Raw genomic sequence first — 17,847 nt, forward strand, 5'->3', positions numbered from 1 at the left:
TAAAATAATATCACAATTTGATTGGATCATATAACTAAATTTGCATTGAAAGGAAGATCATACAATGAATCCTTCTGTTAAAAAGAAACGAGTCATACACCAATACCGTGAAGGTCAGTTTACCTGCAAAACTGATGAAATTGTAGAAGAATATCCTTTAACTGTGATGGTGAATGGAGAAGAATTTGTGACCCTTGTTTGTTCACCAGAGCACTTGAAAGAATTGGTTATCGGCTTTTTGGCTTCAGAAGGGGTCATTCGATTTGAAAATGAGATTAAAAGGTTTACAATAGATGAAAGTATGGGTTTTGCCTATGTTGATTTAGTTCACTCAAGTGGATTTGATTCATCAGATTTTACAAAACGAGTGATTGGTTCATGCTGCGGAAAAGGAAGACACTTTTATTTCCTTCAAGATGTGAAGACGGCAAAAACAGCCATTGATCGAATCAGTATTTCTGCTGAAACCTGTATGCATCTCATGAAGAGTTTGCAAGAAGAAAGCCAATTATTTCAACATACTGGTGGAGTGCATAATGCTGGATTGTGTGACACAGAGAAGCTATTCATCACTAGAACTGATATAGGAAGACATAATGCTTTAGATAAAATTTATGGATATTGTTTACTTCAGCGAATTCCACTTAGAGATAAAATCCTTGTTTTTAGCGGCCGGATATCGTCAGAAGTTCTATTGAAGGCAGCAAAACTAGGAGTGTCTATCGTCATTTCAAAATCAGCACCTACTGAGCTAGCGCTTAAAATGGCAGAAGAACTAAATATTACAACAGTTGGATTCGTCAGAGGAAAATCCTTTAACATTTACACTCATCCTCAGCGTATTACAGAATAGGAGGCAAAGTATGGTCAGTATTTTAGATAAAAGACATCGACCATTGCGCGATTTAAGAATATCAGTAACTGATCGCTGTAACTTTAGATGTACGTACTGTATGCCTGCTGAAATTTTTGGACCGGATTATCCTTTCTTGAAAAAAGAAGAACTGCTTAGTTTCGAAGAGATTGAACGACTTGCTACCCTTTTTGTAAAGAACCTAGGTGTGGTAAAAATACGCATCACGGGCGGAGAACCTTTAATGCGAAAGGATCTGCCTGTCTTAATAGAAAAGCTCGCAAAAATTCCAGGGATTGAAGACATTGCGATGACAACCAATGGAACGCTTTTACCTTTATATGCTGATCAGTTGAAGAGAGCTGGTCTTAATAGAGTCACCATTAGTTTAGATTCATTAAATCCCGACCGTTTTAAGCAAATGAACGGAAGGCATATTTCTATCCAAAAAGTGTTTGATGGTATTGAGGCTGCAAAAAAGGCTGGACTTGCTATCAAGATTAATATGGTTGTTCAAAAAGGTGTGAATGATCAGGATGTCTTACCAATGGCAGCTTACTTCAAAAAAGAAGGACACGTTCTCAGATTTATTGAATTTATGGATGTCGGTAATACGAATAAATGGAATCTAGAACATGTCATGACAAAGAAAGAAATAATTGAATTAATTGATTCAACATACCCTATCAAACCAGAACCTCCTCAATATACAGGTGAAGTAGCCAAACGATTTTTTTACAAAGATGGTTCAGGAGAGATAGGCATTATTTCTTCCGTTTCAGATGCTTTTTGTGGAACATGTAACAGAGCAAGGCTGTCTGCACGGGGGGAATTATTTACATGTCTGTTTGCATCATCGGGTTTTGATCTGAAACAGATGATTCGTACGACAAAAGATAATGAAGAATTAACGAACAGGTTAAAGGAATTATGGTCGAATAGACATGACCAATATTCAGCCGAGAGAGAGCAGAAAAAAGATCAGAAAAAGGTTGAGATGTCATACATCGGTGGGTAATGACAATAAAGTATCATGATCATGTATTTTTGAAAAGAAGAGAAAATGTCATAATCGTGGTTGAAAATCCTTTTTTGAAAACAGGTCTTTTTATCTTATGAACTCAGTCACTATAAAAAACCAGCAGAATCTCTGCTGGTTTTTAAATTGCTATTTTGCACCTCAAAAAGATTGAGATAAGATTGGAAAATAGATTTTCCCTCATTGTGTGCGGCTTTACTTTTACGAGTGCTGTGATAAGATCAAATCATTCTTTACCAGCTCGATTTTTTCACTCCAGGGATATGACCCTTATAGGCAAGCTCACGAAAAGCAATCCTAGACATTTTGAATTTTCGTAAATAACCTCTGGGACGGCCCGTTAATTCACAGCGGTTTTTTAAGCGGGTAGGGGAAGAGTCTCTAGGTAATTTTCGTAAAGCTTCATAGTCACCTTTTTCTTTTAATTCTTTCCTTAATTCTGCATATTTCAATACAAGCTGCTGTCGTTTTTTTTCTTTAGCAATCTTAGATTTCTTTGCCAATTAAAACCCTCCTGGCCTAATTTTGTATTTTCCATTGAAAGGGGTCCTCAAATGTAGTCCAATCTTGATCAAATTCCTCAGGTGTGAGCAAGCATTGATCAAGAGTACGAATAATTTCTGCTTTAGGCAAATCTACACCGATAAACACAAGTTTTGTATGGCGATCACCAAACTCTGCGTCCCACTCATCTAGAAGCTCTGGTTCCTGATTTAATATCCGTGCTTTTTCTTGTTCAGGCAAAGCAGCAATCCAGTATGCAATTGGTTCAATCGCAACAGATTTCCCAGCTTGTGAAATTAAAATGGTTAAATCATGATGTGTGGCAAGCCAAGTAAAACCTTTCGCACGAACGATCTGCTCAGGCATTTGATCTAACCAAGCATTCAGTCTGCCAGTATGAAAAGGGAGTCTTCTTTCGTAAACAAAAGATGAAATTTGGTATTCCTCTGTTTCCGGTGTATGCTGACCATGTCCTGCGTTGATTTCTTTGATCCACCCAGCAGAAGCACTTGATTTTTCAAAGTCGAATAAACCAGTATTCAAAATGTCATCTGGCTGTACTATACCTTTTGAGGTTTTGATGATAGATGCTTCTGGTTGTAGTTTGTTCAGCACATGCTCAAGTCGATCTAATTCAGAGGGAGATATTAGATCACATTTATTGATAATAAGCACGTCACAAAATTCGATTTGATCAATGAGTAAATCGGAAATTTCTCGCTCGTCGTCATCGGAAACCGCTTCTTTACGATCTAATAAACTCTCTCCTGACTGGAAATCAGTCCAGAAACGATTTGCATCTACTACTGTGACCATCGTATCTAGACGGCAAAAGCGGGTCAAATCTATACCCATTTCTTCATCAATATAAGAAAACGTTTGAGCGACGGGAATTGGTTCACTAATTCCGGTTGATTCAATGACAATATAATCAATATTACCCGCTTTACAAAGGCGTTCTACTTCGATTAACAAGTCTTCTCTCAAAGTGCAGCAAATACAGCCGTTAGATAATTCAACGAGTTTCTCATCTGATCGAGAAAGCTCGCCGCCTTGTTTGACTAGTTCTGCATCAATATTAATTTCGCTCATGTCATTGACGATCACAGCCACTTTTAATCCTTTGCGGTTTTGAAGAACATGATTTAATATCGTTGTTTTTCCTGCTCCTAAAAAGCCGCTTAATACTGTAACAGGTATACGCTTATTCATTTGTTTTTGTCCTTTTGAAAACGATCATTTTGTTTTCCGCCTCGCTTAAAAAGTAATCATTACGATTTGTAATCTAAAAAATTTATTTTGTTTCTCTATGAAGGGTATATTTCTTTAATCGAGGAGAATATTTTTTTAACTCCAATCGGTCAGGATTCGTTCTTTTATTTTTTGTTGTGATGTAGTTTCTGTCACCTGTTTCAGTACAGGCCAACGTAATATTCACGCGCATAAGTAATAGGATCCTCCTTTAATTCGTAATAGTTACGATTTGTATTTTAAAATGATCAAGACTGAATGTCAAGCATAGGAGAATGATCCAAGTCAAATGATAAAAACAAAAGGGGTATCTAATGACTATTGATACCCCTCTCCATTAATAAAAGTCACCGAGTTCTTGTTCGTAATCACCTTCATACTGCTGGACATCATAAGGAATTTCTTGGAGGAAGGCTAACCCGCCTAGTATAAGTATCAAAACGATGGCAATGAATGAAAGAATAACTGCGGCAATACTTGAAATGGCAAACAATGTTTGCATTTTCATCATCTTAGCGTACTGTTCTAATAATTCTTCGTAAGAAGTATCTGGAGCCTGAATCAAGTGTTCAGCTGCTTTTACAGATTTTTGTACATGAATGCCCATCATAATGAGGAAGACGCCAAGGGCTGCAGGAAGAACAAGCCAAAAACCAATAAGAATAGCCAGACCGCCTGAAATATAGAGAAAGATACTACCAACCTTTCCCCACTTTACGATTGAATGAAGAGATTGAATGATTTTCTCAGTTTGTTGCAATGGTGTTCACTCCTTTATGTATTCACTCTTTATCATACTTGAGTAAGTTGTGCTTTAGGAAGAGTGAATGTTGATTGATTATATTGTTTCTCTCTTTACTACACTTTTTACAGCTGTGACTTGCGTCATAAAAAAAGCGTCTCTTTTTCAAGAAGACGCTCGTTTTATAATTCTTTTCCTAGGATATCTAAATCGTATCTGCTGCCGTCCATTTCTGCGATGCGTGGCAGGTGGCCCCATGTCTCAAAGCCGTGCTTTTTAAATAGTCGAATGCTGGCTTCGTTGTGCCCGAAAATAAAGGCAAGTAACGTTCGAATGCCTAATGAGGGTGCTAAATCAATGGCTTCTTGCAAGAAAAGTGATCCTAAGCCTTTTCCTCGATAGTCTTGGTTTAAATAGATACTCATTTCAACGGTCCCGTTGTATGCAGGCCTTCCATAAAACGTTTCAAAGCTGAGCCAGCCGTATATATTTCCATCCTCATCTGTTTTCACATAGAGAGGCCTTTTCTTGGAATGATTCAAAAACCATTGCCGGCGGTCCTCGACAGAAACTGGTTCTGTATCAGCGGTCACTTCTCTTGAAGCAATGGTTGAATTGTAGATATCAACGATGGCTTTGAGGTCATCTTCTGTTGCTATACGGTTGAAAGTTTTCACAATTAAGTCCCCCATCTTCTTTTCATTTATCATACATATTATTGATGCGATTGCGCAAAATAAAAAGAAAAATGATTTCGTGTGTATATATTTTTTGAAAAGTGTTCAGAATGTTGCTGAGGTGATGAAAAATGAGAGAGGAAGAAAAGAAACGTACTTCCAAAATCACAAAAGTTCAGCAATTTTTCCGTAAGCGCTGGGTATTCCCTGCTATTTACTTGGTCAGCGCAGCGGTCGTGTTAACAGCCGTTCTTTGGTATCAAGCTGTATCAAAAGATGTGAAAGACCAACTATCTGATGGAAATCAAACAGGGCAAGAACAGCGCGATGATGCCGTTGAAGTTGGAAAGCCAATTGAAAATGTCGCAATGCCGGTCCAGAATTCTGATAATGTTTCTGTCGTGAAAAAGTTCTATGAAGCAGATGCTGACCAAAAAGAAAAAGAAGCAGCACTTGTAAACTATAATAACACCTATACCTTGAGCAAAGGTATTGATCTTGCAGATAAAGATGGCAAAGTGTTTGATGTCACAGCTGCTCTTAGTGGAACAGTGGTTCAAGCGAAAAAAGATCCAGTTCTTGGTCACGTTGTTGAAATTGAACATGAAGATGGATTATCGACTGTTTATCAATCGTTGTCACAAGTGAGTGTCAAAGAAGGCGATGAAGTCAAGCAGAATGATGTCATTGGTGCTTCTGGTAAAAATCTATATGGTGCTGAAAGCGGCAACCATGTGCATTTTGAAATTCGTATGGAAGGTTTAGCGCTTAATCCGCTTAGCTTCATTGACAAGCCTGTTTCTACAATTGAAAAAGCAGCGCAAGAAGTGACGGAACAAGCAAAAGAACCTGCTCAGCCAAAGACTGAGGAAAAAACGAAAGAACCTGCTGCTGAAGATAAAGCCAAAGAGCCAGCTGGAGAAAAATCTGAAGAAAAGTCTGATGAGAAGGGGAAATCCTCTGATCAAGAAAAGTCTTCTGATTCCTCTAAAGACAGCAGTCAGTCAGAAGAAACAAAACAATCTTAATGTCTTACAAGGTCCTCTGTGTATATGAATATGCAGAGGTTTTTTCTGCTTAAAAAGATCCTCCGCCGAGTGGCGGAGGATACACTATAGGGCGGCAGGTCCTTCTTCACCTGTCCGAATGTTGATTGTATTCGCTACCTCATATATAAAAATTTTCCCATCCCCTGGTTCGCCTGTACGAAGTACCTTTTGAGCTGTTTCAACGACCTGTTCGACAGGTACTTTGCTTAGGACGATTTCGATCTTTAATCGTTCGTACACGTTGCTTTCTTTTTTGACGCCGCGGTATAGCTCTGTATGTCCCTTTTGTAAGCCGCAGCCGTGTACATTTGAAAAGGTAATCGAGGTGACACCAATCTTTCCAAGCTCCACCTTTAATGTTTCAAAATTAGCTGGACGTGTGACAATCTCCACTTTATACATTTTGCTCATAGAGACACCCCTTTTTCTTTAATCTTGATAAGCTTTTTCACCGTGCATGGTTAAATCAAGACCCACTGATTCTTCTTCTTCGGTTGCACGAATTTTGAAGAAGACATTGACCACTTTGATGATCACGTATGTCACAACGGCAACAAAAGCGTACGTGGCAACAATCGCGACCACTTGCTTCCAAAGTAAGCTGGGATCTCCGTAAAATAAGCCATTGGCTCCACCGTCATTGACAGAAGTTGTGGCGAAAAGTCCTGTTGCAATTCCTCCCCAAGTACCGCCAATTCCGTGAAGGCCGAATGCATCTAGTGCGTCATCGTAGCCAAATTTGGCTTTGAGTGAAAAGACTCCCCAGAAACAGACGATCCCGCCAATGATTCCTATTATAATAGAAGCAAACGGTGTAACAAAGCCTGCGGCAGGTGTAATAGCGACAAGACCTGCGATGGCTCCAGAGATCGCGCCGAGCATGGTCGGTTTTTTGTTGATCATCCACTCTACTAACAGCCAGCCGATGATTCCTGCAGCAGCAGCTGTATTGGTGTTAATAAAGGCAAACATGGCCACGCTGTCTAATGTAAGAGCACTACCCACGTTAAAACCAAACCAGCCAAACCAGATGACAGCTCCGCCAAGAAGGGTGTAGATCAAGTTATGCGGAGAAGAGCTTGCTGCTTCTTTACGCTTCCCGAGCACAATTGCCACGACAAGACCCGCAACACCGGATGAGATGTGAACCACGTTTCCGCCTGCGAAGTCAAGCGCACCCATCTCGCCAATCCAACCGCCGCCCCATACCCAGTGTGCGACTGGAGCATATACAAATGTGACCCAAAGAAGTGTAAATACAACGACTGCTGAGTAGCGAATCCGTTCAGCAAAGGCCCCTGAGATGATAGCTGTTGTTAAGACGGCAAAGGTCATTTGAAACATCATGAACAATGAATGTGGAATGGTCTCACTATAGGAACCAGGCTCAAAGCCTACGCCTTTCAGGCCCACCCAGTCTAATCCTCCGATCCATGCATTGCCTGGTGCAAACGCTAAGGAATAACCGAATACGATCCATACGATTGAAACGATCGCTAGTGACGTTAAGCTGTGCATGGTTGTGCTTAACACGTTTTTACTTCTCACGAGTCCTCCGTAGAATAAAGCTAAACCCGGTGTCATTAACCACACGAGTAGTGCGCAGAAGAACATAAATACTGTATCACCCATTTGCATGCTGCATTCCCCCGAATCATTCAGAATTATTGTTTTCTTAATTCTTCATTATAGAGAGAAAAGTCATATATAACATATACATGTAAGTTTATCTGACATGGTTTTTTGGTTAAGATCAATATAAATGGATGAAAAGTTCGTAAAAAATGAGCAAAAACGTAAGTTAAGCACTAAAAATGAAGGGCGTTTGACCTATAAAATGGAGCTGAGAAACAGTTTTGTACGTTCCTCCCTAGGAGAATCAAACAATTCCGAAGGGACGCCTTCTTCGACGATGCGGCCTTCGTGCATGTAGACGACACGATCGGCAACTTCTTTCGCAAAGCCCATTTCATGTGTGACGATGACCATGGTCATGCCTTCTTTTGCGAGGCTTTTCATCGTTTGCAGCACCTCGCCTACAAGCTCTGGATCGAGGGCAGACGTAGGTTCGTCAAATAACATGACATCAGGCTTCATGGCGAGGGATCTGGCTATGGCTACACGCTGTTTTTGGCCGCCTGATAGTTTAGAAGGATATACGTTGGCTTTATCCGCAAGCCCGACTTTTTCTAGCAAGGCGCTGGCTTCAGCGATGGCTTGCGCTTTCTTTGTTTTTTTCACCATAACAGGCGCTTCGATGATATTATCAAGCACAGTTTTGTGTGGGAAAAGATTAAAATGCTGAAACACCATCCCTATTTTTTGTCTCATTTCGTTTAATTGATCGCGCTTTGGATGAACAGGACTGCCATCAATGATAATGTCTCCATCATTTTTTATTTCTAAAAAGTTCATACAGCGGAGCAAGGTGCTTTTTCCAGAACCGCTTGCGCCAATTAAGACGACCACATCATTTTCATAAACGGTGAGATTGATATCTTTTAAAACATGAAGCTCTCCAAAATATTTATTGAGTTTTTCAACACGAATGATTTCCTTTGATTCTGTCATGCTTCTCCTCCTATTGGTCACTGGCTGATAGTTTCTTCTCAAAGGTTTGGACAGCGAATGTTAACAGCAGGACAAGAACTAAGTAATAGACGGCTACAACAAGTAAATACGTCATATTGTCAAAGCTGTTGGAGCCTTGCGTGGTGGCGACATTAAATAGTTCATTGACACTGATAAAGGCGGCGAGTGATGAGTCTTTTAAGCCGATAATGAACTGGTTGCCAAGAGGGGGGAGGGCACGCCGCATCGCTTGCGGGAGAATGATGCGTCTCATTGTTAAAAAACGACCCATGCCAAGAGATCGTCCTGCCTCTTTTTGCCCCTGATCGATGGATTGGATGGCGCCTCTGAATATTTCTGCTATATAGGCGCCATTATGAAAGGCAAGCGCAATGGAAGCAGCCCAGAAGTCGGGTATATTCAATTCTGTGAGGCCGAAATATAGGATGAAAATTTGAACAATAAGTGGTGTTCCGCGCACAAGAAAGATATAAGCATTGGCGATATAACCGAAAATGGCTATGCGGGATATTTTCAATAAAGCAAAGAAAAGCCCGATGAACATACCGATGAAGATGCTGATCACTGTGAGCTGTAAGGTGATCAGCATTCCTTCTAAGAAAATACCTCTTGAATCAATCAGTGTCTGAAAAAAGTGTGATAGGGTAGGCAAAACAATCATCTCCATTTGAAGAAAGTGCGCCTATAAAAAGGGCGCACAATCGTGGTTTTAATCTTGTTTGACCGTGATGTCTTCATCAAAGTACTTTTCGCTAATTTGTTTTAATGTTCCGTCTTTTTTTAGTGCGTCAATCGCATCGTTGATCTCTTTTATGAGCTGTTCATTTTCTTTTGATACAGCAATTGCCTGCTCACTTTGTCCGAGTCTTTCCTGCGCTGTGATGTTCAATTTTTTCTTCATCGCTTCTGCACCTGTGGCGAAATCTGTTACGACTGCATCGTGTTTTCCGTTGGCCAGTGCTTCTAAGGCGACGACATCACTATCATAATATTTTGGTTCTTGCCCGCTATGTTCCTTAGCAATATCAGCGTAGGACGATCCTTTGGATACAGCAATTTCTTTGTCTTTTAAGTCATCAGCATGCTGAATGTCTGATCCGGGTCTTGTGAAAATTTGCGGACCAGAGTAGTAATAGGGCTTAGAAAAAAGGACGTGTTTTTTTCGTTCCTCATTGATGGTATGACTTGCAACTGCCGCATCAAATTTACCTGCTTTCACGCCTTCGACGATGCCTGCGAATTTATATTTTTTCTGTATAGGTTCAAGACCTAGTTTGTCACTAATCGCATTGCCTACGTCGATATCAAAGCCGGACATCTGATTTCCATCCATGTAACTAAACGGATGAAATTCACCTGATGCTGCAAAAATAAATTTTCCATCCTCCAAAATTGGCGACCCTTTCGCTGTAGAATTACGTTTATCTCCGTTCCCATTTGTTTCATTTGAACCACACGAAGACAGAAGTAATACTGCAACCGAGAAAAGGGCTGGGACCCAAAACCGTCTTTTTTTAATAATAAGCTTCTCCTCCTTTTCAGCCGTTCTCCATATAAGGAGAAAGTAGGCTTTTAAATATGTGTAGCATCTTACCATTTGTTCCTCATATTCTCAATTTTATATGTGTTATTCCAACAATCGTCCTTTTTAGAATGTATGACTTGCTTTTCTAAGAGAGAACTTGAAATGATTAGGGTAAAAAAGGGAAATGATTCTCATAATAACGAAAGGGTTGCAAAAAGGAGGTCAGTGTATGAACAAGTGGAGAGACAATCGAAAAGTTTTTTTAACCGCTATTGCCTTTGGAACGATGTTGAATCCGCTGAATTCATCAATGATTTCTTTGGCCTTGCATCAAATTCAGCATGAATTCGGTTTGTCGTTTACGACCGTATCTTGGCTTATTTCTTCTTTTTATTTAGCCAGTGCAGTAACACAGCCAGTGAGCGGCCGGATTGGGGATCATGTGATGAGCCGGAGAACCTTATTTTTATTCGGTCTGGTTCTTGTCGCACTCTCAGCCATTTGCGCGCCGTTTGCCCCAACGTTTGCGGTGCTGATTGTGATCCGTTTGTTACAGGCAATTGGAAGCAGTGCCATTTATCCTTCTGGGGTCGGACTCATTCGGGATCATATTCAAGAAAGACAGGCTTCGGCGTTAGCGGTATTGTCCATTTTTGCTTCAGCGATGACGGCGCTTGGACCGACGCTTGGCGGATTTCTGATGACCATTGGCGGCTGGCCGGCTATCTTCTTAGTGAATCTGCCGTTTATTTTGATTAGTTTCTTTCTCGGTCTATTGTTGTTTCCGAAGGAGCAGAAAAAGAGAAAGCTGCGCATAGGCGAAACTGTGCGAACACTCGATTTGCCAGGGATGCTTCTTTTTACCGTCTGCATTGTTCTCCTGCTTTCATTTTTATTATCACTGGGTGATGGCATTCAATATGTTCAAGGCATTCTTTGTCTCCTGAGTGCAGGCGCTTTTATCTGGTGGGAGTATCAGGTGGATGAACCGTTTATTCAAATACGGATGTTCAGAGAAGAGCAGCGGCTGTCACTTGTGTATGTGCAATTTATCATTTTAAATATCTTTTTCTATTGTCTCTTTTTTGGTTTGCCGAGTTATTTTCAGGATGAGTTAGGCTGGCGTGTGGAGATGACGGGTCTTTTTATGCTGTGTATGTCAGGGGTGAGCATTATTGTGTCGCCGCTGACAGGAAAGTGGGTGGATCGCGGGGATGAACGCCATCCAGTTTTAGCGAGTGCAGTATTGATGCTGGCTGGAGCGTCTGCCATGACTTTCTTTTTTATTCCTGCGCCATTATGGGGGAAAGGATTGGTTCTGGCGCTGCTTGGGCTCAGTTATGGGATTGGGAATGTCGCGCTTCAAGCTGCGATGCTCAAGGCAAGTCCTCAGCAAATGATTGGCACATCCTCTGGACTTTTTCAAACATGCCGCTACCTTGGTTCTATTCTGTCGTCTGCTGTGCTTGGTATGCTGTTTGGGGATGAAATTGCTGGTGCTCATTTTGCACAATTAGGCTGGACATTGATCATCATTTCTCTTATTGGCATTGGCGTCAGTCTTTATTTATCAAGTATGGTTAGAGGGAGACAGCCAATAAAAAAAGCGGCGCGATAAGTGAGAGAAGAATCTTCATCACGTTATCGCAAGGCCGCTTAAGAGTTGGACAGGTCTGAGCCCTGATCCTTTGTCTTCCTTCTGAAAATTTTCCCTACAATTGTCTCGTAAAATGTTACGATGCGATCAATTGGAGAGTCAAAGAACTTCCATAATTTATTCATGATAAAGACAACCACAATCGATACGACCAAGCTGCCTAAAACATCAAATGGATAATGATGACCGACCCAGATGCGGGAGAATCCTGTAAGTAATCCAAAGACGAGCAAGATGTTGCCGAGCTTTTTATTACGGGATCGAATGGCTAGTGAAAGAGCCAATGCACCTGTTGTATGGTCACTTGGGAAGGAAGCGTCTGCTGAGTGCGGGATGAGTGTGTCGACTTTATGCGCCACAAACGGCCGCTCTTCATAATGAAACAATGTAATGGCAAAGTTGACGATAAGTGCTACAATGCCTGTTACACCGGAAAAGAAGACATGCTTCTTAAATTTGTGATTCCCTAAAAACCAGCAAATCAATAAGACAAGGGCGTACACAAGAATGGCCTTTTTCGTAATAAAGATCATGGCCTGATCTAAAAACTCAGAATGGTGAGCCATCCCGTGTATGACTTTAAACAATTCGTAATTCAAAACATCACCTATACTTTCACTTAGTGCCAACTATTTTTCAAAAAAAGCCGGTATGCTCTATTTGAAATATCCTATATTTTAGCATGTTTCCGGCGAAGTTTAAAATAGTATCCTTTTATTCTGAAAGGGAGACCTTTTGTGCATTTGCTTCCTGGGGTTTTCGTTCGCTCCAATAAAAAACGCCCATACTCAGTAAGACCACAATACCCGCAATGAGGTACACATTTGAAAAGTCTGTGAAACTGACAAGGAGTCCAAAGACAAATGAGCCGGCAGCAATACCTGTATCATACAGGGTGAAGAAAGTAGCCGTGGCATATCCCGTACGATGAGCTGGTGAGTGCTGAATCGCAAGTGTTTGTAAACATGGCACGAGCGATCCGTAGCCAAGTCCAATCACAGCGCCTGATAGAAGAAGCATTGTAGCGGAATGTGTCGCTGTCAGCATCCATAAACCAATGGCAAAAAGGGCAATCGAAGGATAGATCACAACGTGAGCTCCAACCCGGTCAAAAAGTCTGCCTGTAAATGGACGTGATCCAAGCATTGCAGCCGCAAACACAATAAAGAAATAACTGCTTGCACCCATCAAATGAAGTGAATTGGCATAAACTGAAATAAATGAAATAATCGGCGAATAACAGAAGGAAATAATAATGCCGACGGCCGCTGTTTTTAATGCGCCTTTTTCAAACAGATGCGAAAACGTGAATCGGAAGACAATGCTTCCACCGTTTTCAGGCTCTGGCTGTCTAATCAGCATCGTAAAAGCAGCTCCGATCGTCACGATAATGGAAAAGAGAAGAAATAAGGAATGAAATCCTATTTTTCCTACTTGATTCAGTGCGATAAACGGACCGATGACAACAGCGAGGTTCATAGACATCACAAAGTATCCGAGTCCTTCCCCGCGTTTATGTTTCGGGATCATATCAGCCGCAATGGCACTGGCAACTGTCGTCAAAATACTAAAAAAGATCCCTTGTACGAAACGCAGCCCAAGGAGCGTTTGGAATTGATCAATTGGAATGTATAAATAAGTGAGTAAGGCAAAGGCTGTAGAAGAGAAAATCGCCATCCGTTTTTTGCCGAATTTCTCAATAATGGCGCCAGAAAACGGTCTTGTCACAATAGCAGATAATAAGAAGACCGTCACAAGGAGACCGCCCTGTGATTCTGTTCCATTTAGTTCATCCATTGTGTAAATGGGCAGTAATGTCAAAAGGGCATAAAAAGAGGTGAACGTAAATAAATTCACCAGGACAATCATGATAAAGTCTTTTGTCCATATGCGTTCGTTCATGATGTATGTCACTTCCTATTCAGTTGATAATTTGTGTAAAAGTGTATGGAGGAGTTGTTTTTCTTCGTAGGTAAAATCTGAAAGACATTCTTCTTCAAATTGTTCCATCGTGCGTTTGATTTCTTCAAATCGGGCTTTTGCATCATCTGTCATCACGATCAGATTCTCACGTTTGTCTTTGCCTTGTACACGTTTCACCCAGCCGTTTGCTTCTAAGCGGGTGACGGTTCTGGTGATGGTCGGTGCTTCGACATTCAAATATGTCCAGATGTCTTTTTGGGTTTTTGGGCCGAATGTATCCAAACAAAAAAGCACAGTCCACTGGGACATGTACAAGTCATAAGCAGCAAGCGCTTCGTTCGCCTTTTTAGACAGCAGCCGTGCGCCTTGATGTATTTGATGTAAACACTCTCTATTTAACGTATCCATATGCTCACCTTTTTTAAATATTTAGCTAGGTAAATAAATTCACCTTTTCTATTTTACGTGCTGAACCCTTTCTTGTAAAGTGGAAATTTTCGCGCCCCGAAATGATTTTTTGTTTTGCCTTTCCTGATAAATCCCTTGTCCCATCTTCATTTTTAGCATATTCCCTATTCAATGCTAATACACTGTTACAAACCTGACAAAGAGAGTGTTTGAGGTGAGGGATCGTGTTTGGCATTTACTACCTAATGGATGAGAAATTACGACGAACAAGCGCCGCTGAAAATGGATAATCTTCATACGGATCTCATTTCACACTTCTCACATCCATTTTAGGGAGGTCGAGTGGTGTGCACGATTACATCAAAGAGCGAACAATCAAGATAGGAAAGTATATCGTGGAGACAAAGAAAACCGTTCGTGTTATTGCGAAAGAATTTGGAGTCTCTAAAAGTACTGTACACAAGGATCTAACAGAAAGACTGCCAGAAATTAATCCAGATCTGGCTAATGAAGTAAAGGAGATACTGGATTATCATAAATCAATCCGCCACTTGCGAGGAGGAGAAGCCACCAAGTTAAAGTATAAAAAAGAAGAAATTTTAGAAGGCGAGCCTGTGAAACAGTAAGCTTAGTTCTTTGTTCATAAACATGATATATATATCTTCCTCATATCGGTAGTTTCTAACCACAAATTTTGTAAAGACTTTTGTAAAGAAATATCTTTTTTTCTGCAAATTATGATAGAATATATAATTAGGGCAGAATGTGGTATTTGCTATGGAAACAGATTTTCAAGGAGGATATATATAGATGTTTGCTAGGGATATTGGAATTGATCTTGGTACTGCAAATGTACTGATTCATGTCAAAGGAAAAGGAATTGTGTTAAATGAACCATCTGTGGTAGCTCTTGACAAAAACAGCGGGAAAGTTTTGGCTGTTGGAGAAGAGGCTAGACGTATGGTTGGACGTACGCCTGGGAATATTGTTGCGATTCGTCCATTAAAAGACGGCGTAATCGCTGATTTTGAAGTAACTGAAGCGATGCTCAAGCATTTTATTAACAAATTAAATGTGAAAGGGCTGTTCTCTAAGCCGCGTATGCTCATCTGCTGCCCGACAAATATTACATCTGTTGAGCAGAAGGCGATCAAAGAAGCTGCTGAAAAAAGTGGTGGTAAGCATGTATTTCTTGAAGAAGAGCCAAAAGTAGCAGCGATTGGTGCTGGTATGGATATTTTTCAGCCAAGTGGAAACATGGTCGTAGATATTGGAGGCGGAACGACAGATATCGCTGTCATCTCAATGGGTGACATTGTAACCGCCTCTTCTATTAAAATGGCTGGAGACAAATTTGATCTGGAAATTCTAAACTACATTAAAAAAGAGTACAAGCTGTTGATCGGTGAGCGCACGGCTGAGGATATTAAGATCCAAGTTGCAACGGTATTCCCAGACGCACGTCACGAAGAGATTTCGATTCGTGGACGAGACATGGTGACAGGATTACCAAGAACGATTACCGTCACAAGCAAAGAAGTAGAAGAAGCATTGCGTGAATCTGTATCTGCGATTGTTCAGGCTGCGAAACAAGTTCTTGAAAGAACACCGCCTGAATTATCAGCTGATATTATCGATCGCGGCGTCATCATTACAGGTGGCGGAGCTCTTCTAAACGGGCTTGATCAATTGCTTGCAGAAGAGCTGAAAGTACCAGTTTTCGTTGCTGAAAATCCAATGGACTGTGTAGCAGTTGGTACGGGCGTGATGCTTGATAATATGGACAAGCTGCCGAAGCGTAAACTCAGCTAATGATTTCCCTCATTCTTTTTAGAAAGAATGGGGGATTTTTATTAAAGAACCCTGCTAATCAGCCGATATATTTCATAGAAGATTGTGTTTAGGTCGTGTGAAAGAATTTGAATGAGGTGAGCACGTGTTAAAAGGACTATACACCGCAACATCTGCCATGATCGCTCAAGAGCGGCGGACAGAAATGCTTTCAAATAATATCGCAAATGCGAATACCCCAGGCTATAAAGCGGATGAAGGGGCAATGCGTGCATTTCCAGAAATGCTGCTGAGCCGAATGGAATCAGGACGTTTCCAAACATCTTCAGGCAAAGGCTTTAGTGTTCCACTGCAATCGCCGATTGGTGGAATCAATACTGGGACATATATGCAGGAATTAATCCCTCAATTTACACAGGGAACTTTAAAAACAACAGATCAAACAACAGATGTAGCACTAGTTGAAAATAATGTGCCGATCAATCCGGAGACCAATCAGAAATCAGCGCTATTTTATGCGGTCAACACACCAGAAGGCGTTCGTTATACGAAAAGTAGCTCCATTACATTGAACGCACAAAATCAGCTGACGATTAATGGACGCGCCCTTCTTTCCGTGACAGGTCAGCCGATTACGGTTCAGAGTGAGAATTTCAAAGTGAATGCAGATGGTACTGTGTCTGAAAATGGCCAAAATCTTGGTCAAATCGATGTACGTGTTGCGATGGATACAAGAAACCTAGCGCGTGAAGGAAATGATTTATACCGTACAGCTGATAACCAGCCACTGCCAAGTGCAGTCAATAACGGTCAAATGTCCTATACGTTAAGCCAAGGCGTATCGGAGCTGTCGAACGTGGATGTGACGAAATCATATACAGATATGACAACGGCCTACCGAGCATTTGAAACAAATCAAAAAGTGGTTCAGGCGTATGATAAAAGCTTAGAAAAAGCAGTGAATGAAATTGGCAGAGTGTACTAATCAAGAAATGAAAAAGAAAGGAGGATAATTATGCTTAGAACGATGATAAACGCAGCTGTATCAATGAATGAAGTGCAAAAGCAGCTTGACATCATCAGCAACAACATCGCGAACAGTGAAACAACAGGGTACCGTGCGAAAAATACCCGTTTCTCAGAGCTGATCAGACAGCAGTTTAATCAGGTAGATGAAAAAAATGAGCAGGTGGCAAACAGTCGTCTGACACCTGCTGGGTTAAGGCTTGGAACGGGGACAATGGTCAATGCGTCCATTAACTCGCTGCAAGGCTCGATTAAAGAAACAGGACGTGATCTTGATGTTGCCTTCGGAGCGCCGTCGCAGTATTTGCAGGTCAACGCCGGCGGTAATATCCGTTATACAAGAGATGGCTCACTCTACTTGCAGCCGGGCAATAACCGTAACCAAGTGCAGCTTGTCACGAGCGAAGGCTATCCGATTCTTGATGAAAACGGGAATGCAATCGTCTTAAATGCGAATTTCCGTGATATTTCAATCGATAAAAATGGACGGCTTACGGCGATTTCAAGAGATAATCAACCGAATCAGCAAGTGAATCTAGGCGTTGTACAAGTCAATAATTCGTCAGCACTTGTCTCTGAAGGAGATAATTTGTTCTCGGTCGACGGAACCTATCAAGGCGCATTAACTGCACTAAATGGAGCAAACCGAGAGGCGATTCAGCTTCAGCAAGGTGCACTGGAAACGTCAAATGTGGACATGTCGAAAGAATTAACAGACCTCATGACAACACAGCGTTCCTATCAGATGAATTCAAGAACGATTACGATGGGCGATCAAATGCTGGGATTAATTAATACAATTCGATAATC

The 17,847-nt window shown here is 41.1% G+C and carries 21 protein-coding genes; 8 read left to right on the top strand and 13 right to left on the bottom strand.

Annotation, left to right across the window (positions count from 1 at the left end):
• The first annotated feature begins 64 nt into the window (after positions 1-64).
• Both fdhD and moaA read left to right on the top strand, forming a co-directional pair.
• Positions 65-853, top strand: a complete 789-nt coding sequence (gene fdhD / locus AAZR19_RS08250) for a formate dehydrogenase accessory sulfurtransferase FdhD (RefSeq protein ID WP_041108141.1) — start codon at positions 65-67, stop codon at positions 851-853.
• 10 nt (positions 854-863) lie between these two features.
• Complete coding sequence (gene moaA, locus AAZR19_RS08255) at positions 864-1,871, top strand: GTP 3',8-cyclase MoaA (protein ID WP_218676722.1); 1,008 nt, start codon at positions 864-866, stop codon at positions 1,869-1,871.
• A 254-nt stretch (positions 1,872-2,125) separates the two neighbouring features.
• On the opposite strand, the gene rpsN is transcribed toward moaA, so the two are convergent.
• The 5 genes from rpsN to AAZR19_RS08280 form a co-directional block, all read right to left on the bottom strand.
• The gene (rpsN, locus tag AAZR19_RS08260) at positions 2,126-2,395 is read right to left on the bottom strand and encodes a 30S ribosomal protein S14 (RefSeq protein ID WP_025093900.1); all 270 of its coding nucleotides are present in this window, start codon (positions 2,393-2,395) and stop codon (positions 2,126-2,128) included.
• 16 nt (positions 2,396-2,411) lie between these two features.
• Positions 2,412-3,608 carry a GTP-binding protein gene (locus tag AAZR19_RS08265; RefSeq protein WP_076840236.1) on the bottom strand — a complete coding sequence of 399 codons (1,197 nt, stop codon included), beginning with the start codon at positions 3,606-3,608 and terminating at the stop codon, positions 2,412-2,414.
• 82 nt (positions 3,609-3,690) lie between these two features.
• Positions 3,691-3,840 carry a 50S ribosomal protein L33 gene (rpmG, locus tag AAZR19_RS08270; RefSeq protein ID WP_024423713.1) on the bottom strand — a complete coding sequence of 50 codons (150 nt, stop codon included), beginning with the start codon at positions 3,838-3,840 and terminating at the stop codon, positions 3,691-3,693.
• 144 nt (positions 3,841-3,984) lie between these two features.
• Entirely contained in the window at positions 3,985-4,407 is a 423-nt protein-coding gene (locus AAZR19_RS08275) for a DUF5362 family protein (RefSeq protein ID WP_024426331.1), read from the bottom strand.
• 164 nt (positions 4,408-4,571) lie between these two features.
• Entirely contained in the window at positions 4,572-5,081 is a 510-nt protein-coding gene (locus AAZR19_RS08280; RefSeq protein ID WP_076840234.1) for a GNAT family N-acetyltransferase, read from the bottom strand.
• Positions 5,082-5,197: 116 nt separating this feature from the next.
• Between AAZR19_RS08280 and AAZR19_RS08285 the strand changes: the two genes are divergently transcribed.
• On the top strand, positions 5,198-6,094 hold the full coding sequence (locus AAZR19_RS08285; RefSeq protein ID WP_034281210.1) for a peptidoglycan DD-metalloendopeptidase family protein: 897 nt from the start codon (positions 5,198-5,200) through the stop codon (positions 6,092-6,094).
• Positions 6,095-6,178: 84 nt separating this feature from the next.
• Here AAZR19_RS08285 and AAZR19_RS08290 read toward each other — a convergent pair whose 3' ends face one another.
• The 5 genes from AAZR19_RS08290 to AAZR19_RS08310 form a co-directional block, all read right to left on the bottom strand.
• Positions 6,179-6,526 carry a P-II family nitrogen regulator gene (locus tag AAZR19_RS08290; protein ID WP_024423704.1) on the bottom strand — a complete coding sequence of 116 codons (348 nt, stop codon included), beginning with the start codon at positions 6,524-6,526 and terminating at the stop codon, positions 6,179-6,181.
• Positions 6,527-6,544: 18 nt separating this feature from the next.
• Positions 6,545-7,753, bottom strand: coding sequence for an ammonium transporter (locus AAZR19_RS08295; RefSeq protein WP_024426325.1), 1,209 nt, complete (start codon positions 7,751-7,753; stop codon positions 6,545-6,547).
• A gap of 192 nt (positions 7,754-7,945) precedes the next feature.
• A complete protein-coding gene (locus tag AAZR19_RS08300) occupies positions 7,946-8,686 on the bottom strand; it encodes an amino acid ABC transporter ATP-binding protein (protein ID WP_076840231.1) in 741 nt (246 codons plus the stop codon).
• Between the two features lie 10 nt (positions 8,687-8,696).
• Entirely contained in the window at positions 8,697-9,374 is a 678-nt protein-coding gene (locus AAZR19_RS08305) for an amino acid ABC transporter permease (protein WP_326149027.1), read from the bottom strand.
• 42 nt (positions 9,375-9,416) lie between these two features.
• Positions 9,417-10,304: a transporter substrate-binding domain-containing protein gene (locus tag AAZR19_RS08310; RefSeq protein ID WP_065214870.1), complete on the bottom strand. Its 888-nt coding sequence runs from the start codon at positions 10,302-10,304 to the stop codon at positions 9,417-9,419.
• 157 nt (positions 10,305-10,461) lie between these two features.
• Here AAZR19_RS08310 and AAZR19_RS08315 point away from each other — a divergent pair, with 157 nt between their 5' ends.
• Entirely contained in the window at positions 10,462-11,850 is a 1,389-nt protein-coding gene (locus tag AAZR19_RS08315) for an MFS transporter (RefSeq protein WP_434702832.1), read from the top strand.
• 38 nt (positions 11,851-11,888) lie between these two features.
• Here the strand turns inward: AAZR19_RS08315 and AAZR19_RS08320 are convergent, their stop codons facing one another.
• From AAZR19_RS08320 to AAZR19_RS08330, 3 genes are all read right to left on the bottom strand, one after another.
• Positions 11,889-12,488: an undecaprenyl-diphosphatase gene (locus AAZR19_RS08320; protein WP_056765582.1), complete on the bottom strand. Its 600-nt coding sequence runs from the start codon at positions 12,486-12,488 to the stop codon at positions 11,889-11,891.
• Between the two features lie 115 nt (positions 12,489-12,603).
• Positions 12,604-13,791 (bottom strand): MFS transporter, encoded by a 1,188-nt coding sequence (locus tag AAZR19_RS08325; protein ID WP_087976060.1) that lies wholly within the window; start codon positions 13,789-13,791, stop codon positions 12,604-12,606.
• A gap of 15 nt (positions 13,792-13,806) precedes the next feature.
• A complete protein-coding gene (locus AAZR19_RS08330) occupies positions 13,807-14,220 on the bottom strand; it encodes a MarR family winged helix-turn-helix transcriptional regulator (RefSeq protein ID WP_024423697.1) in 414 nt (137 codons plus the stop codon).
• A gap of 347 nt (positions 14,221-14,567) precedes the next feature.
• On the opposite strand from AAZR19_RS08330, the gene spoIIID reads away from it, so the two are divergent.
• The 4 genes from spoIIID (at position 14,568) to AAZR19_RS08350 (ending at position 17,845) form a co-directional block, all read left to right on the top strand.
• On the top strand, positions 14,568-14,846 hold the full coding sequence (gene spoIIID / locus AAZR19_RS08335; protein WP_008343327.1) for a sporulation transcriptional regulator SpoIIID: 279 nt from the start codon (positions 14,568-14,570) through the stop codon (positions 14,844-14,846).
• A 184-nt stretch (positions 14,847-15,030) separates the two neighbouring features.
• Entirely contained in the window at positions 15,031-16,032 is a 1,002-nt protein-coding gene (gene mbl / locus AAZR19_RS08340; RefSeq protein ID WP_007497573.1) for a cell shape-determining protein Mbl, read from the top strand.
• A 124-nt stretch (positions 16,033-16,156) separates the two neighbouring features.
• On the top strand, positions 16,157-16,996 hold the full coding sequence (locus tag AAZR19_RS08345) for a flagellar hook-basal body protein (protein WP_061110178.1): 840 nt from the start codon (positions 16,157-16,159) through the stop codon (positions 16,994-16,996).
• A gap of 30 nt (positions 16,997-17,026) precedes the next feature.
• Positions 17,027-17,845: a flagellar hook-basal body protein gene (locus tag AAZR19_RS08350; RefSeq protein WP_034281197.1), complete on the top strand. Its 819-nt coding sequence runs from the start codon at positions 17,027-17,029 to the stop codon at positions 17,843-17,845.
• The last annotated feature ends 2 nt before the right edge of the window (positions 17,846-17,847 follow it).

The sequence above is a fragment of the Bacillus sp. Je.9.29.b genome (genome assembly GCF_051129925.1).
In the GTDB taxonomy this organism is placed as follows: domain Bacteria; phylum Bacillota; class Bacilli; order Bacillales; family Bacillaceae; genus Bacillus; species Bacillus safensis.